Annotated in this window: 20 protein-coding genes; 8 read left to right on the plus strand and 12 right to left on the minus strand. The window is 66.3% G+C overall.

Annotated elements, in window-relative coordinates:
* Positions 1-124 precede the first annotated feature (124 nt).
* A complete protein-coding gene (locus GAK28_RS22980) occupies positions 125-1,474 on the minus strand; it encodes an HNH endonuclease signature motif containing protein (RefSeq protein ID WP_291784834.1) in 1,350 nt (449 codons plus the stop codon).
* Between the two features lie 14 nt (positions 1,475-1,488).
* Entirely contained in the window at positions 1,489-1,845 is a 357-nt protein-coding gene (locus tag GAK28_RS22985; protein WP_291784836.1) for a nucleotide pyrophosphohydrolase, read from the minus strand.
* Between the two features lie 327 nt (positions 1,846-2,172).
* Between GAK28_RS22985 and GAK28_RS22990 the strand changes: the two genes are divergently transcribed.
* The 3 genes from GAK28_RS22990 to GAK28_RS23000 are packed head-to-tail and all read left to right on the plus strand — an operon-like array spanning position 2,173 to position 4,988.
* Positions 2,173-3,150: an ATP-binding protein gene (locus GAK28_RS22990; RefSeq protein ID WP_291784902.1), complete on the plus strand. Its 978-nt coding sequence runs from the start codon at positions 2,173-2,175 to the stop codon at positions 3,148-3,150.
* Positions 3,143-4,528, plus strand: a complete 1,386-nt coding sequence (gene ntrC, locus GAK28_RS22995) for a nitrogen regulation protein NR(I) (protein WP_291784838.1) — start codon at positions 3,143-3,145, stop codon at positions 4,526-4,528. Before GAK28_RS22990 ends, ntrC begins: the two co-directional genes overlap by 8 nt.
* Before the next feature lie 4 nt (positions 4,529-4,532).
* Positions 4,533-4,988: a GNAT family N-acetyltransferase gene (locus GAK28_RS23000; protein ID WP_291784840.1), complete on the plus strand. Its 456-nt coding sequence runs from the start codon at positions 4,533-4,535 to the stop codon at positions 4,986-4,988.
* A gap of 9 nt (positions 4,989-4,997) precedes the next feature.
* On the opposite strand, the gene GAK28_RS23005 is transcribed toward GAK28_RS23000, so the two are convergent.
* Both GAK28_RS23005 and GAK28_RS23010 read right to left on the minus strand, forming a co-directional pair.
* Positions 4,998-7,481, minus strand: coding sequence for a GGDEF and EAL domain-containing protein (locus GAK28_RS23005; RefSeq protein ID WP_291784842.1), 2,484 nt, complete (start codon positions 7,479-7,481; stop codon positions 4,998-5,000).
* A gap of 71 nt (positions 7,482-7,552) precedes the next feature.
* Positions 7,553-8,680: a hypothetical protein gene (locus tag GAK28_RS23010; protein ID WP_291784844.1), complete on the minus strand. Its 1,128-nt coding sequence runs from the start codon at positions 8,678-8,680 to the stop codon at positions 7,553-7,555.
* A gap of 193 nt (positions 8,681-8,873) precedes the next feature.
* Between GAK28_RS23010 and GAK28_RS23015 the strand changes: the two genes are divergently transcribed.
* Both GAK28_RS23015 and GAK28_RS23020 read left to right on the plus strand, forming a co-directional pair.
* Complete coding sequence (locus GAK28_RS23015) at positions 8,874-10,160, plus strand: acetyl-CoA C-acetyltransferase (protein ID WP_291784845.1); 1,287 nt, start codon at positions 8,874-8,876, stop codon at positions 10,158-10,160.
* Positions 10,161-10,213: 53 nt separating this feature from the next.
* Positions 10,214-10,735, plus strand: coding sequence for an energy transducer TonB (locus GAK28_RS23020; RefSeq protein ID WP_291784847.1), 522 nt, complete (start codon positions 10,214-10,216; stop codon positions 10,733-10,735).
* Between the two features lie 47 nt (positions 10,736-10,782).
* Here the strand turns inward: GAK28_RS23020 and GAK28_RS23025 are convergent, their stop codons facing one another.
* The 5 genes from GAK28_RS23025 to GAK28_RS23045 are packed head-to-tail and all read right to left on the minus strand — an operon-like array spanning position 10,783 to position 14,753.
* Positions 10,783-12,723, minus strand: a complete 1,941-nt coding sequence (locus GAK28_RS23025) for a phospholipase D family protein (RefSeq protein ID WP_291784849.1) — start codon at positions 12,721-12,723, stop codon at positions 10,783-10,785.
* A 60-nt stretch (positions 12,724-12,783) separates the two neighbouring features.
* Entirely contained in the window at positions 12,784-13,338 is a 555-nt protein-coding gene (locus tag GAK28_RS23030; protein ID WP_291784851.1) for a YceI family protein, read from the minus strand.
* An 8-nt stretch (positions 13,339-13,346) separates the two neighbouring features.
* The gene (locus GAK28_RS23035; RefSeq protein ID WP_291784853.1) at positions 13,347-13,817 is read right to left on the minus strand and encodes a histidine phosphatase family protein; all 471 of its coding nucleotides are present in this window, start codon (positions 13,815-13,817) and stop codon (positions 13,347-13,349) included.
* Between the two features lie 52 nt (positions 13,818-13,869).
* Positions 13,870-14,502, minus strand: a complete 633-nt coding sequence (locus GAK28_RS23040; RefSeq protein WP_291784854.1) for a ParA family protein — start codon at positions 14,500-14,502, stop codon at positions 13,870-13,872.
* Positions 14,503-14,555: 53 nt separating this feature from the next.
* The gene (locus tag GAK28_RS23045) at positions 14,556-14,753 is read right to left on the minus strand and encodes an antitermination protein NusB (protein WP_291784856.1); all 198 of its coding nucleotides are present in this window, start codon (positions 14,751-14,753) and stop codon (positions 14,556-14,558) included.
* Positions 14,754-14,928: 175 nt separating this feature from the next.
* Here GAK28_RS23045 and GAK28_RS23050 point away from each other — a divergent pair, with 175 nt between their 5' ends.
* Positions 14,929-15,969 (plus strand): hypothetical protein, encoded by a 1,041-nt coding sequence (locus tag GAK28_RS23050; protein WP_291784858.1) that lies wholly within the window; start codon positions 14,929-14,931, stop codon positions 15,967-15,969.
* Between the two features lie 233 nt (positions 15,970-16,202).
* On the opposite strand, the gene speE is transcribed toward GAK28_RS23050, so the two are convergent.
* Positions 16,203-17,060, minus strand: coding sequence for a polyamine aminopropyltransferase (speE, locus tag GAK28_RS23055; protein ID WP_291784860.1), 858 nt, complete (start codon positions 17,058-17,060; stop codon positions 16,203-16,205).
* Positions 17,061-17,353: 293 nt separating this feature from the next.
* Here speE and speA point away from each other — a divergent pair, with 293 nt between their 5' ends.
* A complete protein-coding gene (gene speA / locus GAK28_RS23060; RefSeq protein ID WP_291784862.1) occupies positions 17,354-19,243 on the plus strand; it encodes an arginine decarboxylase in 1,890 nt (629 codons plus the stop codon).
* Between the two features lie 58 nt (positions 19,244-19,301).
* Positions 19,302-20,162, plus strand: coding sequence for an NAD(P)-dependent oxidoreductase (locus tag GAK28_RS23065; protein ID WP_291784864.1), 861 nt, complete (start codon positions 19,302-19,304; stop codon positions 20,160-20,162).
* 135 nt (positions 20,163-20,297) lie between these two features.
* Here GAK28_RS23065 and GAK28_RS23070 read toward each other — a convergent pair whose 3' ends face one another.
* The gene (locus tag GAK28_RS23070; protein WP_291784866.1) at positions 20,298-21,047 is read right to left on the minus strand and encodes an SPOR domain-containing protein; all 750 of its coding nucleotides are present in this window, start codon (positions 21,045-21,047) and stop codon (positions 20,298-20,300) included.
* Complete coding sequence (gene argS, locus GAK28_RS23075) at positions 21,048-22,736, minus strand: arginine--tRNA ligase (RefSeq protein WP_291784868.1); 1,689 nt, start codon at positions 22,734-22,736, stop codon at positions 21,048-21,050. It lies immediately after the preceding gene.
* Positions 22,737-23,188: the final 452 nt, after the last annotated feature.

Below are 23,188 nucleotides of genomic sequence, written 5' to 3' on the forward strand. Positions count from 1 at the left end.
TGCCTGCTGCCTGAACTCCAGGCTGAACTCCTGCCCCTTTCTGCCTGCCTTGCTCTTGGTCATCGTCCACCTCCTATTGCGATAGTTAATCGCTTATAGGGGTGTCCGTGAAACGGGGGCAAGATCAGTGTCGATCAATTGTGAGTACACCGTGAGTCTTTTCCATGTGGCACCTTGGACAAAGAACCCATAGGTTTGACATCTCCTCCCCACCCCCGTCGGCTTTGTCGTGGATGTGGTCTACGTGGATGATCCAACGCAACCGACCAGACTTTCCAATGTAACTTTGGCTATATCCGCAAACTTGACATGTAAAATCTTCGAGGAACGCTACCCTGAGCTTTTGAATCGCGTTTTCGATACGAACCTTTGTTAGCCGTTTCTCATGCGAGGGAGAAATTGGATTGGTATATGACGCCGCCTGAGCGTATACGTCCCCCCAATTTGATTCACCGAGGTCTTCGTCGCCAAGCAACGATGCCTCGAGATCATCGACGGCAACACTGGACTTAATCAGTTCCCAGCTGCGCCCGTTGCCCAAGAAGATAACTTGTCGATAAGTCTCATTGATCGGTGCAATGGATCCATTTAATGGAAAGTTTGGAACCGCTGCTGTCTTTGCCTTCGCCTCTCGCTCAATCGATGAAATAGGTATCGCGTTCTCGAGCAGAGTGCTAACCCAGGCGTACTTGTGTGCGGCATCGGCCAGAAAGTAGGGGGGCGAGAGGTCAAGGGAGGAGATGCCTGTCGACGTCAGGCAGATATTGCTCAAGTCAAAGGTGTAAGGCCAATGATTTACTTGATCAGAGATCTCGGTCGGCCACCAAAACTCATTCTTCTCAGCTTTCCTGGCACCAACCGTAGCGAAGCCAAGAATTGATGAAGGCGGGTTCTTCACTACGGCGGAACTCCGCGTGGAATGAAAGATGACGGTGTCACCTTCTTTGATCTTGCCCCACATGCCTCTGTTTGACTCATTCAGGGCCCAAGCCCCGCGCTGAATAGCGACTAGAAAGTTCTCTGGGGGGCCAGATATTCTCCAGAATCGCTGGACAGAGGGTTTATTAGCAACCCTAGTTGGAGCGACGGTGACACCGTCCATCAATGGAGCGCTGAGCCGGGTTGCCTCCCTCTTCACAAGCTCCCTTCCAGGCTGCCTCTCTCGCACCTTGTATCCAACACTGGCAAGGCGTGAGCGCGCTACCTCCAAAGTATCCTCATTAAAATAGGACCACCATTCGCTCTCGAGAATCAGCGCCTCAACGGAGAGGTCGAGTCGACGGTGCTCCCAGAGCTTTACAAATCCCGTAGAGGGTGGCTTCCCGGGCAAGAGAAGTTTGTTTGCCGTTGCATAACCACCCTCGGCGCCTAGGGAGTCGAGGAAGTAGGTTGGTGTGTACTTGATCTCACTCTGGGCTCGCTCAGCAGCCTCCCTCAAAAACCGAGTGAATGCTGTATCTTGATTGGAGTCCATTCCTTGCCCTCACTTTAGAGTTGGTCATATTTGCGAGCATTTCCGCGAGATTTCTCCACAGGGTACTTCTCGCCGTTCGTATCTATTTTCTTGAGTGCGGCTTCATACATATTCAGGTCGAGCTTATCCGCGAGCCTGATTAGATAAAGCAAGACGTCTGCAATCTCTTCAGCGACACGAGACTTCGTATCGTCGCTAAGCGCACCGCTTTCATCTGCCGACAGCCATTGGAAGTGCTCGAGGAGCTCGCCTGACTCAGCAGCTACCGCCATAGCAAGGTTTTTCGGCGTGTGAAATTGATCCCAATCCCGCTGCTCCGCGAAGGATCGCAAGCGGTCACGAAGCACTCTTAGCTCGCCCACGTTCGACATTGGCCCTTCCAGCACAGATGCTCAGTTTGTCAGCCGCATCTGGGGGCGGGTGCCCCAAACTACATATCGGCTGCATCTCAAAAACTATACATATTGATACGAGGTGGCGGCTTGCGGAGCGGTCTCGCGGGGGGCTTTAGATTTGCACGCCGCTGGTTTTGGAGTGACTTTCTTTGGTGAGGGCTAGGTTCCCATACAGGTGCATTTGCCTCGACTATGTTATTCGATCCGAAAGGGGGGGTATTTGAGAGCCAGATTGCCACAGTCACATAACCTCCCTACATTGGTGCAATGCATGCACCGGATACGAACGACCTGTTGACGTTGCTGGGGACCGGCCTTGCCCTTGTCGGGGCGGGTGGCCGGGTGCTCTGGATCAACCCTGCCCTGGGCGAGGTGCTGGAGGTGGGGCCGCGGACGGCGGTGGGGCAGCGCTTGCCCCAGCTGATGCGGGAGCCGGGGCTGGCCTCGCATCTGGCGCGGGCCCTGGACGAGCGGCGGCCGTTCCATCTGCGGGCGATCACCTTCGGGGTGGCGCGGGGGCGGGAGGTGACGGCCGACCTGATGTTGCAGCCGGTGGACGAGGGGCGCGTGCTGGTGGAGGTGCATCCGCTGGTGAGCGATCCGGGCGCCGGGGCGACGCCCCTGTCGGCGACCCTGCGCGGCTTCGCGCACGAGGTGAAGAATCCTCTCGCCGGCCTGCGCGGTGCGGCGCAGCTGTTGCAGCGACGGGTGCAGGACGACGACTTGCGGCAGTTGGCGGGCATGGTCATCGGCGAGGCGGACCGTCTCGCCGCGCTGGCCGACGGCCTGCTCCGGCATGGTGGCGCCGCCCGCATCGCGCCGGTGAACGTGCATGAATTGCTCGAACGCCTGGAACACATCATCGTCGCCGAGCCTGGCGCGCCGTCGGTGCGCCATGACTACGATCCCAGCCTGCCGGACAGCCTGGGCGACGGTGACCGCCTGTTGCAGGTGCTGCTCAACCTGGCCCGCAACGCGCGCGAGGCGGGTGCCACGGCGCTGACCCTGCGTACCCGGGTTGAGCATGGCGCGCGGCTGGGCGAGCGTAGCGTGCGGTCGGCCTTGCGCATCGACGTGATCGACGACGGTCCGGGCGTGCCCGACGAGCTGCGCGACAGCCTGTTCCAGCCGCTGGTCTCCGGGCGCCCCGATGGCACGGGCCTGGGCCTGGCCCTGTCGCGCGAGATCGCCCAGGAGCATGGCGGCGACCTTCGCTATATCAGCCGACCCGGCGAAACGACGTTCTCCCTCTACCTGCCGATGGAGCGTGCGCATGACTGACATATGGATCGCCGACGACGATCGCGGCGTGCGTTTCGTGCTGGCGGAAGCGTTGCGCGACGCGGGACACGCGGTACGCGAATTCAGTGCCGGTGATGCGGTGCGCACGGCGCTGGAGGACAGTCGCCCCGCGCTGCTGGTCACCGACGTGCGCATGCCCGGCGAAGACGGCCTTCGCTTGCTGGAAGACCTGACCCGGCGAAACATCGGGCCGGTGATCGTCATGAGCGCGTTCACCGATGTCGCTACCACGGCCGCGGCGTATCGCGCGGGCGCCGTGGACTACATCGCTAAGCCCTTCGACCTCGACCAGGCGGTGGCGGCGGTGGAGCGTGCGCTCGCCGGGTCGCGGGAAGATGTGGTCGTCCCCGAACTGCGCGAGGACGCGCATGCCCTGCTCGGCGAGAGCGCGGCGATGCGCGAGGTATTCCGCCTGATCGGGCGCGTGGCGGCCAGCGATCTCAACGTGCTGGTCACGGGCGAGACCGGTACCGGCAAGGAGCTGGTGGCCCGCGCGCTGCACGAGGAAAGCGCCCGCAGCGGCAAGCCCTACGTGGCGCTCAACACGGCGGCGATTCCGGCCGAGTTGCTGGAGAGCGAACTGTTCGGCCACGAGGCGGGGGCGTTCACTGGCGCCGCGCGGCGGCATATCGGTCGTTTCGAGCAGGCCGAGGGCGGCACGTTGTTCCTGGACGAGATCGGCGATATGCCGGTGGGCTTGCAGACGCGCCTGCTGCGCGTGCTCTCGGGCGGCGAGTATTACCGCGTGGGTGGGCGTGAGCCGTTGCGTGGCAACGTACGCATCGTCGCCGCCACCCATCAGGACCTGGAAGCCCGCGTAACGGCCGGCCTGTTCCGTGCCGACCTGAAGCACCGCCTCGATGTTGTTCGCATTCCATTGCCGGCCCTACGCGAGCGGCGCGGTGACGTTCCACTACTGGCGAAGCACTTTCTTGCCCAGGCGGCGGCCGACCTCAACCTGCCGCCGAAGCGTTTCTCGCGTGGTGCGATGAAGCTGATCGAGCAGCGCGAGTATCCCGGCAACGTACGTGAGCTGGAAAACCTGTGCCGCCGCCTCGCCGTGGTTGCGCCGGGTGTTGAAATCCTGGCGAGTGATCTCGGAGGCCTGCCCGGACGCGAGACGAAGGCGGGCGAATGGACCGAGGCGTTGCGCGTCTGGGCACAGGACGCGCTGGCGCAAGGCGAGGCGGACATCCACGCCCGCGCCCGCGAGGCGCTGGATCGCACCCTGCTCCAGGTAGCGCTGGTCGCCAGCGACGGCCACCGCCAGCATGCCGCCGCCGCGCTGGGCGTCGGCCGCAACACACTCACACGAAAACTCGGGGCGTCGCGCAAGCGCCGTCCCACAAATGGATGACACGATGACCCTGGATATTCGTCGGGCGACGATCGACGACGCGGACGCGATCGCCCGCTGGAACAGCGCGATGGCCTGGGAGACCGAAGCCAAGCGTCTCGATCCCCACACCATCGCCCGTGGCGTGCGCGCCGTGTTCGACGAGCCGCGTCGCGGCTTTTATATGGTGGCGACGCTGGATGGCGTGCCGGCCGGTTGCCTGATGATCACCTACGAGTGGAGCGACTGGCGTTGCGGCGACTTCTGGTGGATCCAGAGTGTCTACGTGACGCCCGAGGCGCGCCGCGCCGGTGTGTTCCGGGCGCTGTACGCCCACGTGAAGGGCCTGGCCGACGAAGCGGGCGCCGTGGGTATCCGCCTCTACGTGGAGACGGAGAACGAGCGTGCGCAGGCGACCTATGCCGGGCTCGGCATGGAACGCTGCCATTACTTCATGTACGAGGCGATGCTGGCGGGCTGATCTGTCGGATCAGCGTCGGCCGGGCAGGCCGGTGTCCACTTCCGCGATGCGTGCCTCGAAGTCGCGCGCGCTGACGGCGCGGCCGAACAGGAATCCCTGCATCTGCGCGCAGCCCGCGTCGCGCAGGAAGGCGGCTTGTTCCTCGCTCTCGACGCCTTCGGCGAGCACGTGCTTGTGCATGCCCCGACCCATGGCGATGATCGCGCGGACGATGGCGGCGCTGTCGCCATCGGAGGTGACGTCGCGGATGAAGGCACGGTCGATCTTCAGCGTGTCGACGGGGAAGTGCTTCAGGTAGGACAGGCTGCAATAGCCGGTGCCGAAGTCGTCCAGGCTGAGCGCGACGCCCATCTGCTTGATCTGGCGCAGCAGCTGGGCGATGTGGTCGCCGCCTTCCATCACCGTGCGCTCGGTGAGCTCCAGTTCGAGCAGGGTGGGATGCAGGCGGGTGTCTTCGAGCACGCTGTGCAGCGATTCGTAGAAGCGCGTGTGCTGGAACTGCAAGGCCGAGACGTTCACCGACACGGAGATGGGGCGGTACGTGCGCGACCAGGCTTCCGCCTGGCGGCAGGCCTCGCGTAGCGCCCAGTCACCGATGGGCACGATGAGGCCGCAGTCTTCCGCCACGGGAATGAACTGCTCGGGCGAGTAGACATCCACGCCGTCGACCTGCCAGCGCAGCAGCGCCTCGGCACCGACGATGGTGCCGACCTCCATGTCGACCTTGGGCTGGTAGTGCAGGCTCAGTTCGTTGCGAGCGAGCGCGCGGCGCAGTTCCATCTCGATGCGCACGCGGGCGCTGTTGCGCTCGTTCATGCTCGCGTTGAAGAAGCGGTAGCCGTTGCGGCCCTGCATCTTCGCTTCGTACATGGCGGTGTCGGCGTTGCGCAGCAGGGCTTCGGCATCGCGCGCGTCGTCGGGGAACAGGCTGATGCCGATGCTGAAGCTGATCGCCAGCGCGGAGGCGTCGGCGCCGACGCCCACCGCTTCGCCACAGGCCTGGAGCACGTTCTCCGCCACGGTGGAGGCATCGGCGGCGTCTTCGATATGCGGCAGCAGCACCACGAACTCGTCGCCGCCCAGGCGGCTTACCGTGTCGTCGGGGCGCACGGCCGAGCGGATGCGCAGGGCCACTTCCTGCAACAGGGCGTCGCCCGCCGCGTGGCCCATGGTGTCGTTGATCTGCTTGAAGTGATCGATGTCCACGAACAGCACGGCGGCGCGCTGGCCACGTCGGGCGGCGACGGTCACCGCGAAGTCCATGCGCGATTGCAGCAGCGTGCGGTTGGGCAGGCCGGTGAGCGTGTCGTGGTGTGCGAGGTGGGCCATCTTCAGCGCGAGGGCGCGCGTCTCGCTCACATCATGGAACACCACCACGCCGCCGACCACGTTGCCCGCATGGTCGTGGATCGGCGCGGCCGAATCCTCGATGGGGCTGTCGAAGCCGTTGCGGTGCAGAAGGATGGCGTCGGTGGTCAGGCCCACGATCGTGTTGCGGCTGACCGCCGTGTGCAGCGGATTGGGAATCGGCTGGCGAGTCAGGGGATCGCGCAGGCGGAAGATGTCGTCCATCGGCCGGCCGATCGCCTCGTGGCTGCTCCACCCGGTCATCGCCTCGGCAATGGGGTTGAGCGAGGTGACGATGAGCTGCGGATCGGTGGTGATCACCGCGTCGCCGATGGATTTCAGCGTGACCTCGGCCAGTTCGCGTTCGCGGAACAGCGCGTCCTCGAAAGCCTTGCGCTCGCTGATGTCCTGGATCTGCGAGATGAAGTACAGCGGCTCGCCACGCTCGTCGCGCACCAGCGAAACGCTGATCAGCGCGTACACGATGTGGCCGTCGCGATGGATGTAGCGCTTTTCCATGTGGAAGGACGGGCGTTCGCCTTCCAGCACGTGTTGGGTCAGCGCCAGGTCGGCCTCGAGGTCGTCGGGATGCGTGATGTCCTGGAAGGCGGAGGCGAGCAGGTCGTCCTCGCTGTAGCCGAGAATCGCGCAGACGGCTTCGTTCACCTGGAGCCAGCGGCCATCGGGGCGGACCAGCGCCATACCGATGGCGGCATACCGAAAGGCTAGCGAGAAACGTCGTTCGCTTTCGCGCAGGCGGGCTTCCAGTTCACGACGGGCGGAGACGTCCGCCAGCATGATGAAGATGCCACGGACCCGGCCTTCGTCATCGAGGTCGGGGGAGACGGTGGCCTGGGCGAAGTGGCGTCCCTCGTCGTCGCGGATCTCGCGATCAACTACCGACGTGTCGCCGCGTAGCGCGGCCTCGACACCGGGCAGGATGCGCGCATAGAGCTTCGCCGGCACCACGTCGTCCATGCGGCGCCCGACGATGTCGCCGTCGATACCCATCCACTCGCGATAGGACGGTGTCGCGTAGCGGTAGCGGGTGTCCGCATCCACGTACGCGATCATCGCCGGCGCGCGAGCCAGCAGGTAAGCCGGCCAGTCGGTCGGCGACGCGTTGGGTGGAACCGTGGGTTGCATGCGGGCGCCGAGGGATGGATGCCCTCACTCTAACCGCCCGATGCGGCCCCCGTATATCGCCCTGGACGGCGTTAGTGAAGGGCTGGCGCGGGTGCGGCGAGGGCGCCGTCCGCGTCGAGCAGGATCCTGCCGAGGGTGTGCAGGTGGGGTGCCGCGTCGTAGCGTCCGGCGAGGGCGTCGAGCAGCGGCCCGAGGGCGCTCGGGGCCAGCGGATAGCCGTGGGCGAGGATGCGCGCCTTGCCGGCGGAGGGCTGGGCGACCGTTACCGCGGCCATGCCCAGGCCAGCCGCTTCGTGGGCGTACAACTCGGCGGGCGGCAACGCGGGATCGGCCTCGGCGATGTGTTCGACGAAGAACGGTTCGCTGCGCGTTGCGTCGTTGTCCATGCGCAGCGGCACATGGTGGGCGTCGAGCAGGGCGGCGTACTGGCGCAGTTCGAAGAGGGTGCCGGCTAGTTCGTGCGCGGCGTCGGCGCGACGCTCGCCATCGCGGGCGAACCAGCCGGCGATGCCGGGAATGTTCACCTGGCCGTCGGCGTAACGCAGCGGCAGGCCGCGCGAACCCAATGCGGTCTCCTGCTGGTAGGGCGTGAGCAGGGCGGCTTCGAGCATCGTCCACATCGGCGCGAGGTTCACGTGCTCGTACTGCACGCAGGTCAGGGCCAGCAAATCGTTGCGGCTGAGGTAGCGGGCGTGCTCCAGGCGGACGCCGAGGGTGCGCATGAGGAAGTCTGCCGTGCGGGCGCCGGCCTCGCCGCGACCGACCAGCTCCACTTCCATCGCGTCGGCCAGGTCCTCGGCCTGGTCGGCCGGGGTCAGCAGTATCCACGGCAGCAGGCGCATCGGGCCGCCGGCATAGCGAGCGTCGGGCACCAGCGGCTGGGCGGGCATGTGGCCTTCGTGGGTGCCGAAGGCGACCACGCCGCCGGCCGTGGTCACGCGGGGAATGCGTCGGGCCAGTTCCTCCAGCGTGGCGAACACCGGATAACCGGGGCGAAGGATCTCCACGCCGTCGAACAGGGCGCCGGCCAGGGCGAAGCGGGCGGCCTCGACGCCGGGCATCAGGGCGCGGAGGTCCTCGGCGACCAGGGCGGCCAGCTCCTGAGCTTCGTCGCGGGTCAGTTCCAGCCGGTCGGGCGATTCGCCCCCGGCCAGTTCCAGCGCCAGGACGGCGGGGCAGGCGATCAGCGACTCGGTCACGGCGGGTTTTCCACAACGGCAAAGGAACGCCATTCTACCATCCGGCCCCTTCGAGCTTTTGCCGGGGAGGGATGCGCGTTAGCCTTGACGATACGCGTTCGTCGGCGATCGTCGGCGTCCACGGCATCTTCGCCTTCGAACGGGCTCGCCCGCTCGGGCAATCCCCCATCGGTCCGGATATTCCCTCAAGAGCATGGAAAAGACGCAAAAGCGCGTGGGTGTGGTCGGCGGCGTCCGCATTCCCTTCTGCCGCAACAACACCGCGTACGCCGATGTCGGCAACTTCGGCATGTCGGTCAAGGTCCTCGGGGCGCTGGTCGAGAAGTACGGCCTGCATGGCACCGAGCTGGGCGAGGTCGCCATGGGCGCCGTCATCCGCCACTCGTCGGACTGGAACCTGGCCCGCGAGGCGCTGCTCTCCTCGGGCCTGGCGCCCACCACGCCGGGCATCACCACCGCCCGTGCCTGCGGCACCTCGCTCGACAACGCGATCCTCATCGCCAACAAGATCGCCACGGGCCAGATCGACGCCGGCATCGCCGGTGGCTCGGACACCACCAGTGACGTGCCCATCGTCTATGGTCAGAAATTCCGCAAGCGCCTGCTGGCGCTGAACCGCGCGAAGACCCTCAAGGAGAAGTTCCAGGTCGCCACGCGCGGCTTCTCCCTGAAGGAGCTGAAGCCCTCGTTCCCGGGCGTGGCCGAGCCGCGCACCGGCAAGTCGATGGGCGACCACTGCGAGCTGATGGCGAAGGAATGGAAGATCGGCCGCGTCGAACAGGACGAACTGGCCCTGGCTAGCCACCAGAAGCTGGGCGCCGCCTATGACGCCGGCTTCTTCGACGACCTCGTGGTGCCGTTCCGTGGTCTCAAGCGCGATGGTTTCCTGCGCCCGGACTCCACGCTCGACAAGCTCGGCTCGCTGAAGCCGGCCTTCGACAAGGCCTCGGGCCAGGGCACGCTCACCGCCGGCAACTCCACCGGCCTGTCCGATGGCGCGGCCGCGGTTCTGCTGGCCAGCGACGACTGGGCGGCCGCGCGCGGGCTCAGCATCCAGGCCTACCTCACCCATGCCCAGGTCTCGGCCGTGGACTTCGTCCATGGCGAGGGCCTGCTCATGGCGCCGACGGTGGCCGTGTCCCGCATGCTCAAGCAGGCCGGGCTCGGCCTGGGCGATTTCGACTTCTACGAGATCCACGAAGCCTTCGCCGCCCAGGTGTTGTGCACGCTGCGTGCATGGGAGAACGACGACTATTGTCGTAACCGGCTCGGCCTCGATGGCCCTCTGGGATCGATCGATCCGTCGAAGCTCAACGTCAACGGCTCCAGTCTCGCGGCGGGTCACCCCTTCGCGGCGACCGGTGCGCGCATCGTCGCCACGCTGGCGAAGATGCTCGAGCAGAAGGGTTCGGGCCGCGGCCTGATCTCCATCTGCACCGCCGGCGGCATGGGCGTCACGGCGATCCTCGAACGCCCCTGATTCATCAGAAAGGAGCGGATGGCATCGAAGGGGTGCCATCCGTGCAAGGCCGCATGCTCGCATTACGAACCAGCACATCCCTGAGCGCCCTCGGCCTCGTCCTCGGTATCGCCGGCACCAGCTGGCTGACCGCACTCACCTATGAGCGGGCGCCGGCCACCCGGCCCCTGGTCGATATCGTGATGCCCAAGGCACTGCGCCTGGCGGCGCCGGCTCCGGTGGTCAGCACCGTTCGCGACGAGCCACCGCCGCGCGTGGTAACACGTCCGCGGGCGACGCCGGTCGATGCCGTCGCCGCCGAGCCGAAGCCGTCGTTGCATGCGGTCTATACGCCATCGCCGCGCTACCCCATGTCCGCCTTGCGCGCCCATCGCGAAGGCCAGGTGGTGCTCAACGTGACCGTGACGCCCGAAGGCGATGTCATGGGCGTGGCCGTCGGCCGCTCCAGCGGTGACCTCGACCTGGATCGTGCCGCGGAAGACGCCGTCCGCCGCTGGCGCTTCGCCGCCGCCGATCGCCCGGCCCGCTACACGGCCGAGCTACCCGTACGCTTCGAGCTGACCAGCCCCATGTAACCCCGCTGTTATAGGAGCGCGCTTGCGCGCGACCAGCAGGGCGATACCTACAGAATCCCCGCCGCCGACGACCCGAAGGCCGTGATCATCCGCGTGTAGATGAGCTTCAGCGAGACATCCACCTCGGGGAAGTCGCCCACTGGCTCGTAGCACTCGAAGAACTTCGGATCCGACCAGCGCATCGGGATGCAGCCCGGCTTGAGGTCGTAGCTGGTGGCGTAGCGGAATGGCCACAGGTCGAAGAACGGCAGGCGTTCCGATACATCGCCGATGAACTCGTTCACCGACGACAGCACGGGGATCGACTTCTGCCTCGGGCCGATCACCCAGGCGTTGCCCGGCAGCGTGTCCTGCATGATCGAGCCGCGCAGGCGGTCGGCGAAGCGCTTGTCGTAGACGATCACGCCGGCCTCGGTGTTGTAGTGGTCCGAGCGCGGATCAAAGTTGTGCGAGCCCACCATGGCGAAGGTGTCGTCCACCACGATCGACTTGGCATGCAGGCCGAAGCGCACGCCGCCCGTAAGCAGCGGTGCGGGGCGGTGACGAGGCCCCCGGCTGGCGCGGCTGGCCGCGGCGAAGAAGCCCGACGATTCCGATGGCGGTCCGGACAGGCGAGAGGTCTCCGGGTGCGACTCCCGGCGGCCCTGGCTGCCGATCACGCGGGGGATATCGTCGCCATCCACCGGCGGCGTGTACAGCGCGTGCGAGCGTCCTTCCAGCGCGTCGCGATCGACGTTCGCCGGGTGCGGCTTCATCTCGTAGATCTCGAAACCATAGTCGGTGAGGTAGCGCTTGCGATGCTTGTACGACAGCGCGTACACCGCGAAGGCATCCGTGGAGGCCAGCGAATTGGTCGAGACGATGATGCGCGGCGGATCGGGTTGCTTGCGCAGGCGTTCGAAGATCTTCTTGGCCGGCCGGCTCATCACGAGGTAGGGCGTCTGCAGCACGATCTCGCTCTTCGCGTTGCGCACCATGCCCATGATGTGGCGGGTCAGCGTGCGCGCCTCGCGCCGCTTGGGTTCGTCGGTCTTGCCGGGCAGGTCTGAGAAGTACTCCACCCGACGCAGGCGAAGCATCGCGTCCTGGATGTGGGTCTGGAGCCAGTCGGGGTCTTCCGCGTTGGCGAGCAACTGGGCCACTCGCTCGGGGTGTTCGTAGGTGGGTGGGGCCCATCGCTTCGTATCGTCGGTGTCGTTGACGATCTCGCGGTTCACGTCGCGCAGGTGGGTCAGCGGCACGGCGCGCTTGTGCTGCCAGAACTGCTCGAAGCTGGCGCCCATGGTGTGGGCGACGGGGCCGCCCACCATGACATCGCGATCGACGTAATCGAAGGCGTCGTCCCAGTCGAAGTAGCGGTCTTCGTAATTTCGTCCGCCCGTGATGCCGACCAAGTCGTCGATCACGATCAGCTTGTTGTGCATCCGCTGGTTGAACTTGAAGAAGCAGCAGACGATGCCCGCCGCGAATTCCAGCGGCGGCGTGCGTGCGCTGTGGAAGGTGGGGTTGTAGAGGCGGATCTCGAGGTGGTCGCTGGCGCGCGCCAAGCCCGCCAGCAGGCCCGGGTCGCGGAAGGAGAACAACTGGTCGGCCAGGATCCGCACGCGCACGCCACGGCGCGCGGCGCGGATGAGTTCGTCGAGCACGAGCTTGCCGGCGTCGTCCTGCTCCCAGATGTAGGTCTGCACGTCGATGCTGCGGGTGGCGGCGCGGATCAGGTTCACGCGGATGGCCAGGGCCGTCTCGCCGTCTTCCAGCAAGGTCGCCACGTGGACGGGCGCCTTGGTCGTGGATGCCGCATCCGCTTCACGGGCCGCTTCCAGCACGGGCGAGTCGGTGGGGCAGTGGTCGGTGGTGGCGCAGGTGCTTTGCCGGTCGACGGTCAGGTCGACCACGGCGTCCGCGCGCTGGATGCGCTCGCGCGACAGCGAGCAGCCGCCGAGGGCCAGCGATACGGCGAGGATGACGAACGTAAGGAGATGACGCATGGCGCGGATTCTAGGCGAGGCGAGGCAACGCCATGTGAGTTCGTCCATGTCCGGTCGCGCTCAGGGCGCCGACAGGACGATGGCCATGCCGAGATTCACCCGGTCGGACAGGGCGCCGCGATGGCCGCGCATGTCGAAATCGGTGCGGTCGATGCTGCCTTGCAGTTGCAGGACGCAGCCGGCCATGGCGTCGGGCGGGCAACGGTTGGGCTCCATGCGGAAGGTCACCGGCCGGGTCACGCCGCGCATCGTGAGGCTGCCTTCCACTTCGCCGCCGCTGGTGAGCGAGTGCAGGGAGACGGGCAGGGACTCGAAATGGATCTGGGGGTGATGCTCGGCATCGAAGAATTCCGGCGCCAGCACCCAGCGGCGCAGGCGCGCGGATTCCATGTGAATGCTCTCGGTATCGATATCGGCCTTGACCACGGCGGTGTGCGCCTGGCGGTCGATGGCCACCTCGCCACGAATGCTTTCGAAGCTGCCGGAGACCGTGCTGACCCAGAGCATGCGGACGCTGAACTCGGCGCGCGAGCGTAGCGGATCGATGCGCAGATCGGCGGCGGCGAGGGGCGTCGTGGCGAGGAGCAGGGCGATCGCCGGCAGCAGGAAACGCATTCAGTGGCTCAGTTGGGAGGCGACCAGAACGTCTCGAGCTTCGCCTTGCCGGGTTCCAGGGGGCCATCGAAGACCAGTCGGGCCATGCCGGCGGGCGGCATGCCGCGATAGTCCTCGGAGCGGCCTTCGACCAGGAAGGCTACCAGTTGCTCTATGCCGGGATTGTGACCGACCAGGACCACGCGCTCGTCGCCGGCATGCTTGTCGAGCAGATCGTAGAGGTCGCCGACGGTGGCATCGTAGATGCTGTCTTCGTAGGAAGGTTCGATCTGGCCCAGCGCCAGCGCCGCGGTCTCGCGGGTGCGCTCGGAAGGGGAGCAAAGTACGCGGTCGTAGGTGACCTTGTGCTCTGCGAGCCACTGCCCCGCCGCACGGGCTTCGCTTTTTCCGTGTTCGGTGAGTTTTCGCTCGCGGTCGTCCTTGCCTTCCTTGCCGTGCGGTGTCGCCTCGGCGTGGCGTAACAGGATGAGTTCTCGCATGGATGTCTCCTCCGCAATGGCCACGTGACGTGGCGTGATCTTGCCCTTCGGATCAGGCGCTTCGCTTGATCCATCGCAGCACCCGGGCCCAGTCCTCCTGGTGCCCGCGCACGTTTTCCGAGTGGTAGTCGAAGATGCCCTTACCGAGGGCGGTGAGCAAGACGTACGCCTGCGAGTCGCGAAGTTCCCCGACGACGGGAAACGGTGCGCGTTCGGCCAGTTCGGCAAGCGCCGCCTGGCTGGCGTTGGTCCACGGCTTGAGGCGGTTGGCGACCAGGCCCACGGGCAGCTTGCCGCGCTTCACCCGGCCGATGCCCTGGAGGACGGCGAGGAAGTCGAGCGTGGCGTCCAGGTCGAAGTGCGAGGGCAGCACCGGCACCAGGATGACGTCGGCCTTGTCGAGGTAGGGTTCCAGGTCCTTCTCGCCGACACCGGCGGGGGTGTCGACGATCACCCGCTGGATATCGTCGGAGAGCCGGTCGAAGGCCTTGCGGCTGCCTTCGATGGCGACCACGGCCGGGGCGTTCTCGGGCCGCCGACCGACCCAGCGCAGGCTGGAGTGCTGACGGTCGGCGTCGATGATGGCCGTGTGCTTGCCGGCCTGCGCCCAATGCGTGGCGAGCTGGGTGACCAGCGTCGTCTTTCCGCAACCACCCTTGCTGCTTGCCACGAGCGTCGTAAGCATCCGCGCGCACCTGCCATGGGGAGGGGTCTAGCCTACACAGGCTGGCGCCCGGGTCAAAAGATCTTGGTCCGCACTTTCGGAAGTAATACGAGAATCAGCGTCCCGATGGGGCCGAGGATGAGCGAGAGGGCCCACCAGGTCAGGCCACTGCGGTTCTTGCCCTGGGCGAGGCCGGCATTGATGAGCGCCAAGGTGCCCCAGCCGACGAAGAAGCCAGCACGTTCGCTGGTAAGGATGGCGAGTTGATCCATTGTAGGTTCCTGTTCTGTCGCAGGATTGATGCAGCGGTCGTGCCGGCCCCCTGCCGGTGGTCCCCCCGCGCAAGCTTCCGATGGTAGCAATGTCTTTCGTTTGTGAAAGCGTACCCGGCAGCTTCCGTTCATGGTGGGGCGTTATGCTTCCCTTTTTATGTCATGGAGATGGCCCATGCGGGGACGTCGCGCCGTAGCTTTTGCCCTGTCGGGCCTGCTTTCGCTGTCCGCTTTCGCCGCCACGCCTTACCAGGCCGCCAAGGCCCCGGCCAAGGGGCCTGTGGCCGCGCAGAAGGACCGGACCAAGGCCCTGTTGCAGTTCCAGAAAGACCTGGCGAGCGTCGTCGCGCTGAGCACCGAGGCCGAACCGTTGCTGGGCGCCGCCCTGCTGGCGCGTCCGCTGGTCAATCCGCCCCAGGTGCTGACCTACCACGCGCTGCTCGAACGCGCCTCGCGCAATGCCGACGCCGGTCCGCGCGTGGCCTGGGCCCAGCTCGCCGACTGCGACGCCAAGGCGGGCGCCTGCCCCAATGCCGACGCGGTCGCCAGCCTGGTGAGCCAGGCGCCGGACAACGCGGCGGTGTGGCTGCTCAAGCTCGGCATGGACGTGCCGCAGGGCAACGACAAGCAGGCCCGTGAGGACCTGGCCAAGGCCGCCGTCGCGAAGTCCTATGACGACTACCTCGGCGCCAGCATGAAGGCGCTGGCCATGTCGGTCAGCCAGCTTCCCCCGCCGCCGGACACCTTCGATCCGTTGCAGGGTGCGGGCGCCGCCGGCGTGCAGATGGAAATCGTCTTCGGCCTGGCCGCGACCCAGCCCCTGCCGATGTTCCCGGCCACCGCGCAGTACTGCGAAGGCCACAAGGACGACGAGGGCGTGGTGGCCGACTGCCTGAAGCTCGCCAAGGTGCTCGAGTGGGGTAGCAGCCCGCTCGGCCGTTCGCTGGGCCTGCACCTGCGCGAGACCCTGGCCTCGGATACCGCCGACCAGCTCTCGGCGAAGAACGCCCGCGTGAACCTCGTCTGGCAGATGCAGCAGTTCGCCCGCCTGCACATGGAAGGCCTCGGCGACCGCGCGAAGGCCCAGAAGCTGCTCTCGCTGGCCCGCAGCGGCGGCACCGAGATGAGCGTGATCCTGGGCTCGCTCAACGCCTACGGCATCAAGGCCGAGGCACCTCCCGGCTGGGAGCCGGCGAAGCTCGAAAGCGCCAAGTGACGCTGCCGCTGCCGATGTGATGTAGGAGCGCGCTTGCGCGCGAACCCTCACGACGGCCATGGCGAATGAGGCCTTGCGGTGATCGGGCGAGCGGTTGAACGCCTGCCCGAGCACTGCAAGGCCTCTTTGTTTCAAACGGCAGGCTGAGGGTTCGCGCGCAAGCGCGCTCCTACAACGGCACAAAAAAAGGGCGCCCCAGGGGCGCCCTTTTCGTTGGCCGGATATCGGGCGAATTACTCGCCCAGCGCCTCGCGCATGAATTCCGGCTGGGCCAGCGCGCCCTTGTGGATGTCGGCGTTGTAGTACTTCGTGGCGAAGTTCTTGCTGAGCGCGCCGCGCTCGCGGAAGCCGGACAGGTCGCCATCCTTGCGGGCCATGGTGCAGCTCCACCAGCCGGTGGGGTAGCACGGCTGCGGGAAGGGCAGGGTGCGCACGGCCTTGAAGCCCGAGGTGCGCATGGCCGAACTCATGGCCTTGATCAGCTCGATGTGGGCGATCGGCGACTCCGACTGCTGCACCAGGATGCCGCCGTGGCGCAGGGCCTTGTAGCAGCTGGCGTAGAAAGCGGCGTTGAACAGGCCTTCGGCCGGACCGACCGGGTCGGTGGAGTCGACGATGATGAGGTCGATCGACTCCGGCTCTGCCTCGGCCATGTACTTGATGCCGTCGATGAAGAGCAGCTCGGCGCGCGGGTCGTTGTTGGCGTCGCACAGTTCCGGGAAGTACTGCTCGGCCAGGCGGGTGACGCGCTCGTCGATCTCGACCTGGGTGGCCTTCTCGACTTCCTCGTGCTTGAGCACCTCACGAAGCGTGCCGCAGTCGCCGCCGCCGATGATGACGACGCGCTTGGCGCGGGCGTGGGTGAACAGCGCCGGGTGGGTCATCATCTCGTGGTACAGGAAGTTGTCGCGGCTGGTGAGCATCACGCAGCCGTCGATCACCATGAGGTTGCCCCAGTCGGTGGTCTGGTAGATCTCGATGGTCTGGAACGGCGTCTTCTCGGCATGCAACAGGCGTTCGACGCGGTAACCGATGGAGGAGCCCGAAGCCTGGTGGGCCTCGGTAAACCAGCTGAGCTGCTGCTGCGACATGACGCGTGTTCCTGGAAACGGTAGGGGGTCTGAACAGGGGATTGTACCGGCTCCGGATGAAAAAACGGCCACGGCCGTCCCGGGGCGGCCCGCGGATCGATACACGGATGTCATTGGGCGCCGCTACAATACGAGGTCTGCCCGCCTCCACGGGGTGGTGGGCCCAGCCTGGTCGGCCCCGCGGCGTGCGAGGCTCCCGGCCGCCAGGCCCGCTTGAGTCAAGGTTCGCCGCTGCGACTGTTCCGCGTTCCCCGCATGGGGACACGACACACTCACCTGGAGAAACGTTTGCCATGGCGAACTGGACCATCGATCGCGCGAAGCTGACCTACACGATCCCGCACTGGAGCAACGGCTACGTCGACGTGGCGGGCGACGGCCACCTCAACATCCGCCCCCGGGGCGATGAAGGCCCGGCCCTCGACCTGCCCGCCATCGTGGAGCAGGCCACCCGCGAGGGGCTGCGTCTGCCCCTGCTCGTGCGCTTTCCCGACATCCTGGCCGACCGCCTGGCCCGCCTGCAGGAGGCCTTCGCCAAGGCCATCGACGACGCGGATTACGCCGGCTCCTATACGGCCATCTACCCGATCAAGGTGAACCAGCAGCGCGGCGTCGTCAGCGAGCTGGTCGCCGCCGGCGAGCATGGTTTCGGCCTCGAGGCCGGCTCCAAGCCCGAGCTGATGGCCGTACTGGCCCATGCCCGTCCGGGCAGCATGGTGGTCTGCAACGGCTACAAGGATCGCGAGTACGTGCGCCTCGCGCTGATCGGCCGCAAGCTCGGCCTGCGCGTGCACATCGTGGTCGAGAAGCTGTCCGAACTGGACCACGTGCTGGCCGAGGCCAAGGCGCTGGACGTCGAGCCGCTGCTGGGCGTGCGCGTGCGCCTGGCCTCCATCGGTGCCGGCAAGTGGCAGAACACCGGCGGCGACAAGGGCAAGTTCGGCCTGAGCCCCGGCCAGGTGCTCGAGCTGATCGACCGCCTGGACGCGGCCGGCCTCAAGCACACCCTGCGCCTGCAGCACTTCCACATGGGCTCGCAGATCTCCAACGTCCGCGACATCGCCGCCGGCATGCGCGAGGCCGTCCGCTACTTCGTCGAACTGCATCGCCTGGGCGTGCCCATCGATATCGTCGACGTGGGCGGCGGCCTGGGCGTGGACTACGAAGGCACCCGCTCGCGCAGCTACAACTCGATCAACTACAGCATGGGCCAGTACGCGGCCAGCATCGTGCAGCCGCTGGCCGAGGCCGTGGCCGAGTACGGCATGCCCGCGCCCACGATCTTCACGGAGTCCGGCCGCGCGATGACCGCGCACCACGCCGTGATGGTGGTGAACGTGAGCGAGGTGGAAGAGGTGCCGCAGGGCACGATTCCCGCCGAGCGCGAGGGCGAGCCGACGGTGCTCCGCCATCTGCGCGAGACCCACGCCGAGCTGGATCACCGTCCGCCGCTGGAACTGTTCCACGAGGCCCAGCACCACTTCGCCGAAGGCCAGGCGCTGTACGCGCTGGGCCAGCTCGACCTGCGCGACCGTGCGAAGCTCGACGAGCTGTTCTACGCCATCGCCAACGCGGTGCGTTCGCGCCTGCTGCCGGCCGAGCGTGCCCACCGCCAGGCGCTGGACGACCTCGATGAGAAGCTGGTCGACAAGTACTTCGTGAACTTCTCGGTGTTCGAGTCCGTGCCGGACATCTGGGCGATCGACCAGATCTTCCCGATCGTGCCGATCTCGCGCCTGGACGAGGAACCGACCCGGCGCGGCGTCATCGCCGACCTCACCTGCGACTCCGACGGGCGCATCGACCACTATGTGGACGCCGAGGGTGTGGACGTGAGCCTGCCGCTGCACGCATTGAAGTCCGACGAGTCCTACCGCCTGGGCATCTTCATGGTCGGCGCGTACCAGGAAACGCTGGGCGACATCCACAACTTGTTCGGCGACACCGACGCGGTGAACGTGCGCGCCACGGCGGAAGGCTACGAGTTCGCCCACATCCGTCGCGGCGACACGACCGACCTGATGCTCGACTACGTCGGCTACGACCTCAAGGCGTTGCGCCAGTCTTACGCCGACCGCATCGCGGCGGCGGGCATCGTTGGCGCACAGGCCGATGCGCTGGCCGAGACGCTGGACAAGGGGCTGACAGGCTACACCTACCTCGCGGAGACCGCGGGGCGTTGAACCGGACGCGGCGCCTCGGCGCCGCGTTTTTTTTGCACGTATCGACACGGGTAACGCAATGACGATCAAGGCAGCATTCATCGGACTGGGCGCGATGGGCGCCCCCATGGCCCGGCACCTCCACGACAAGGGACTGCTTGCCGCCGTCGGCAATCGCACGCAGGCGCGCGCGGACGAACTGGCGAAGGAGCTGGGCGTCACCGCACCGGATACCGCCGGCATCGCCGCGTCCTGCGACGTGATCGCGCTGTGTGTGAGCGCGGATGCGGATGTGATCGGCGTGGTCGAGGCGCTGGCGCCGTCGCTGCGCAAGGGCGCGATCGTGATCGACCATTCCACCGTGGCCCCGGCCACGGCGCAGCGTGCGGCGCGCATGCTCGCCGAGGTGGGCGCGCATTTCCTCGACGCCCCGGTGTCCGGCGGTGTCGAAGGCGCGAAGAACGGCAAGCTTTCGGTGATGGTCGGTGGCGAGGCCGAGGTGCTCGAGCGGGCGCGACCGGTGCTGGAATCCTATGGCGCCCGGATCACCCACATGGGCCCGGCCGGCAGCGGACAGGCGACCAAGGCCGTGAACCAGGTGCTGGTGGCAGGCATCGCCCAGGCGGTGACGGAAGGTTTGGCCCTTGGCGAAGCGCTGGGCCTGGAAGCCGATCGCCTGATCCCGACGCTGGGCGCGGGTGCGGCGGGCAACTGGTTTCTGGAGAAGCGTGGCGCCACCATGCTGCGCAACGAATTCTCGGTGGGCTTCAAGCTTGGCCTGCTGCACAAGGACCTGGGCATCGTGCGCGGTATCGCGGCGGACGCTGGCACCGATCGCACCATCATCGAACAGTCGTTGGCCAATTACGCCGAGCTGATGTCGCAGGGCTACGGTGACGACGACATCTCGGCGTTGATCCGCCTGAAGCGCAAGAGCTGACCCTATTCCTGTAGGAGCGCGCTTGCGCGCGATGGGTGCTCGCAGCAAGCCCGCATCGCGCGCAAGCGCGCTCCTACAGTGTCACGGGCATCCTGCTCCACCATGAAAAAAGCCCGCCGAAGCGGGCTTTTTCGATCAGCTGCCTTCCTTCAAGGCGATGGCACTGATCCCCGCCGACTGCAGGCGCTGCTTCGTGCTTTCCAGGTCGGTGGCCGACTTGAAGGGGCCAAGGCGGACGCGGTTGTACGTCTGCGCGCCAACCTTCACGGACTGCACGTTCGCCACGAAGCCCTGCAACGCCAGCTTGGCCTTCAGCGCTTCCGCGTCCGACGCGCTCGGGAAGGCGCCGACCTGGAGCAGATAACCCGAGCCACCCTGAGCGGCGGGCTGCGCCGGCTGGGCAGGTGCCGCGGTGACCGTCTGCGTCGAGGCCTTCGGCAGGTTGGCGACCACGACGGGTGTTTGCTGCTGCTGCGCCGCCTGTTGCTGCTGTGCGGCTGCGGCCTGCTGCTGTGCCGCCTGTTGCTGGGCGGCCTGCTGTTGCTGCTTCTGCTGCTGTGCTTCGGCGCTGGCCTGCGCGCGGATCTCCGCGTCGGGGATGCGCACTTCCTTCTCGGACAGCACCGAATAGAAGTCGTACGACGGCTTCTTCGGCTTCTCGGGCTCGCTCTGGTCGGCCGCACCCGGCTCGGTGGCCTTCTGCGCGGTGGCCTGCGGGTTCGGCTCGGGGCCGTCCTTCTTGATGGGGATGATGCTACCGCGCATCGCGACGGCCATCAGCACGGCGCCCGCGAGGATGCCGATCAGCGCCCAACCCCAGCCGGGCATGCCGCCGGAGCTGTTGCGGACCGCCTGTCGGCCCTTGCCCTTCTTGCGTGTCGCCATTTACATGCTCTCCGGGGCGGAAATGCCCAGCAGATCCAGACCGTTGCGGAGCACCTGCTGCGTCGCGGCCACCGTGGCGAGGCGGGCGTCACGCAGGTCGGCGTCGTCGACGATCCACTTGTGCTCGTGATAGTAGCTATGGAGCGCACGCGCAAGCTCTTGCAGATATTGCGCGACCAGGTGCGGTTCAAGATTGGCAGCGGCCGCCTCCACCACTTCCGGGTAGCGCGACAGTTCTGCCATCAGAATCTGTTCCTGCTCGCTGTCGAGACGGTCGAGCTTCGCCAAGCCGTTGGCGCGGTCGGTCGAAAGACCGCGATCAGCCAATTCGCGGAACACGCGGCATGCGCGGGCATGCGCGTACTGGACGTAGTAGACCGGGTTGTCGTTGCTCTGCGAGCGCGCGAGGTCGATGTCGAAGACCAGCTGCGAATCGGATTTGCGGGCGATCAGGAAGTAACGCGTGGCGTCGCGGCCCACCTCGTCGATGAGGTCGCGCAGCGTGACGTAGGAGCCGGCACGCTTGGAGATCTTCACTTCCTCGCCGCCCTTCATCACCGTCACCATCTGGTGCAGCACGTACTCCGGCCAGTTTTTCGGGATGCCGGTGTCCAGCGCCTGCAGGCCGGCCTTCACGCGGGCCAGCGAACCGTGGTGGTCCGAGCCCAGCTCCGTGATGGCGCGCTCGTATCCGCGCTGCCACTTGGTCAGGTGGTAGGCCACGTCCGGCAGGAAGTAGGTGTAGGTGCCGTCGGACTTGCGCATGACGCGGTCCTTGTCGTCACCGAAATCGGTGGTGCGCAGCCACAGCGCGCCGCCTTCCTCGTAGGTGTGGCCATGGGCGACCAGCTCGCGCACGGTCTCCTCGACCTTGCCCTCGGTGTAGAGGGAGGACTCGAGGTAGTAGACGTCGAAGCCGACGCCGAAGGCCTTCAGGTCGAGGTCCTGCTCGTGGCGCAGGTAGGCCACGGCGAAGCGGCGGATATCCTCGATGCTGTCGGCGTCGCCTGAACCGGTGACGACCTCGCCGTCGGCCTCGACCGATTCCTTCGCGAGGAAGGCGCGGGCCACCTCGGCGATGTAGTCGCCGCGATAGCCCGATTCCGGCCAGCCGGCGTCGTCCGGGCCGATGCCCTTGGCACGGCACTGCGTGGACAGCGCGAGGTTGGCGATCTGCACGCCCGCGTCGTTGTAGTAGAACTCGCGGAACACCTTGTAGCCGGCGGCGTTCAGCAGCCGGCTGATGCTGTCGCCGATGACCGCCGCGCGGCCATGGCCGACATGCAGGGGGCCGGTGGGGTTGGCCGAGACGAACTCGACGCCCGCGGTGCGACCGCCGCCGTCGGTGTTGTGGCCATACCGATCCGTGTCCGCCAGGGCCTGGCGGATTTCCGCATGGAACGCGGCCGGCGCCAGGAAGAAATTGATGAAGCCGGGGCCGGCGATCTCGACCTTGCCCACCAGCGGCGAGGCCGGCAGGGCCTCGACGAGGTCGGTGGCGATATCGCGTGGCTTACGGCCGGCGGCCTTGGCCATCATCATGGCGGCATTGGTCGTGAAGTCGCCGTGCTCGCGACTGCGCGTGCGCTCGATCACGAACGCGGGGGCGACGAAGTCGGAAGGCAGCTTGCCGGACTCCCGCAGCGCGCCGATGGCCTGCAGGACGAGTTGTTTCAACGGATGTTTCACGGAATACGCGACGCGGATATGGAACCCGCAATCCTATCAGAAAGGGTTGTTGGCCCTTTTCACGATCATCCACAGGGCTCCGTGTGCCTGTGGATAACTCTGTGAACAAAGCCCGCGTCAAGTGCCTTCGCAGGTGCCCCGAACCGCTTGACATCGACCCGTCATAAGCAAACGCATTATGAATCAGTGGCTTGCGCATCTGACCTGCGTTGGGACACCAGCAATGGTCAGCAACCGCGAAAGATCGCAAATGTGCATAAGTCCGAAGGAAGCCACGTCATAGGCGGTTTTCGGCACGTCATGGGCTTGTCATCGGTCACTGTCACACTTTCTCCCGTGCCCGGTGTCTCCCCGGCCCAAGGCACGACGGGTTATCGATGCCCCTCCCTCAACAGGTGACCCATGAAGGCGCGAGCGGCACTCGCGCCTTTTTTTTGCCCGTAGCGCCCCTC

The sequence above is a fragment of the Luteibacter sp. genome, assembly GCF_009912395.1.
Taxonomy (GTDB): Bacteria; Pseudomonadota; Gammaproteobacteria; order Xanthomonadales; family Rhodanobacteraceae; genus Luteibacter.

What these genes read in the sequence shown, in the direction of transcription:
- GAK28_RS22980 (WP_291784834.1), bottom strand. Translation starts at nt 1,474, where the DNA reads ATGGACTCCAATCAAGATACAGCATTCACTCGGTTTTTGAGGGAGGCT.
- GAK28_RS22985 (WP_291784836.1), bottom strand. Translation starts at nt 1,845, where the DNA reads ATGTCGAACGTGGGCGAGCTAAGAGTGCTTCGTGACCGCTTGCGATCC.
- ntrC (WP_291784838.1), top strand. Translation starts at nt 3,143, where the DNA reads ATGACTGACATATGGATCGCCGACGACGATCGCGGCGTGCGTTTCGTG.
- GAK28_RS23000 (WP_291784840.1), top strand. Translation starts at nt 4,533, where the DNA reads ATGACCCTGGATATTCGTCGGGCGACGATCGACGACGCGGACGCGATC.
- GAK28_RS23005 (WP_291784842.1), bottom strand. Translation starts at nt 7,481, where the DNA reads ATGCAACCCACGGTTCCACCCAACGCGTCGCCGACCGACTGGCCGGCT.
- GAK28_RS23015 (WP_291784845.1), top strand. Translation starts at nt 8,874, where the DNA reads ATGGAAAAGACGCAAAAGCGCGTGGGTGTGGTCGGCGGCGTCCGCATT.
- GAK28_RS23020 (WP_291784847.1), top strand. Translation starts at nt 10,214, where the DNA reads ATGCTCGCATTACGAACCAGCACATCCCTGAGCGCCCTCGGCCTCGTC.
- GAK28_RS23025 (WP_291784849.1), bottom strand. Translation starts at nt 12,723, where the DNA reads ATGCGTCATCTCCTTACGTTCGTCATCCTCGCCGTATCGCTGGCCCTC.
- GAK28_RS23030 (WP_291784851.1), bottom strand. Translation starts at nt 13,338, where the DNA reads ATGCGTTTCCTGCTGCCGGCGATCGCCCTGCTCCTCGCCACGACGCCC.
- GAK28_RS23035 (WP_291784853.1), bottom strand. Translation starts at nt 13,817, where the DNA reads ATGCGAGAACTCATCCTGTTACGCCACGCCGAGGCGACACCGCACGGC.
- GAK28_RS23040 (WP_291784854.1), bottom strand. Translation starts at nt 14,502, where the DNA reads ATGCTTACGACGCTCGTGGCAAGCAGCAAGGGTGGTTGCGGAAAGACG.
- GAK28_RS23045 (WP_291784856.1), bottom strand. Translation starts at nt 14,753, where the DNA reads ATGGATCAACTCGCCATCCTTACCAGCGAACGTGCTGGCTTCTTCGTC.
- GAK28_RS23050 (WP_291784858.1), top strand. Translation starts at nt 14,929, where the DNA reads ATGCGGGGACGTCGCGCCGTAGCTTTTGCCCTGTCGGGCCTGCTTTCG.
- speE (WP_291784860.1), bottom strand. Translation starts at nt 17,060, where the DNA reads ATGTCGCAGCAGCAGCTCAGCTGGTTTACCGAGGCCCACCAGGCTTCG.
- speA (WP_291784862.1), top strand. Translation starts at nt 17,354, where the DNA reads ATGGCGAACTGGACCATCGATCGCGCGAAGCTGACCTACACGATCCCG.
- GAK28_RS23065 (WP_291784864.1), top strand. Translation starts at nt 19,302, where the DNA reads ATGACGATCAAGGCAGCATTCATCGGACTGGGCGCGATGGGCGCCCCC.
- GAK28_RS23070 (WP_291784866.1), bottom strand. Translation starts at nt 21,047, where the DNA reads ATGGCGACACGCAAGAAGGGCAAGGGCCGACAGGCGGTCCGCAACAGC.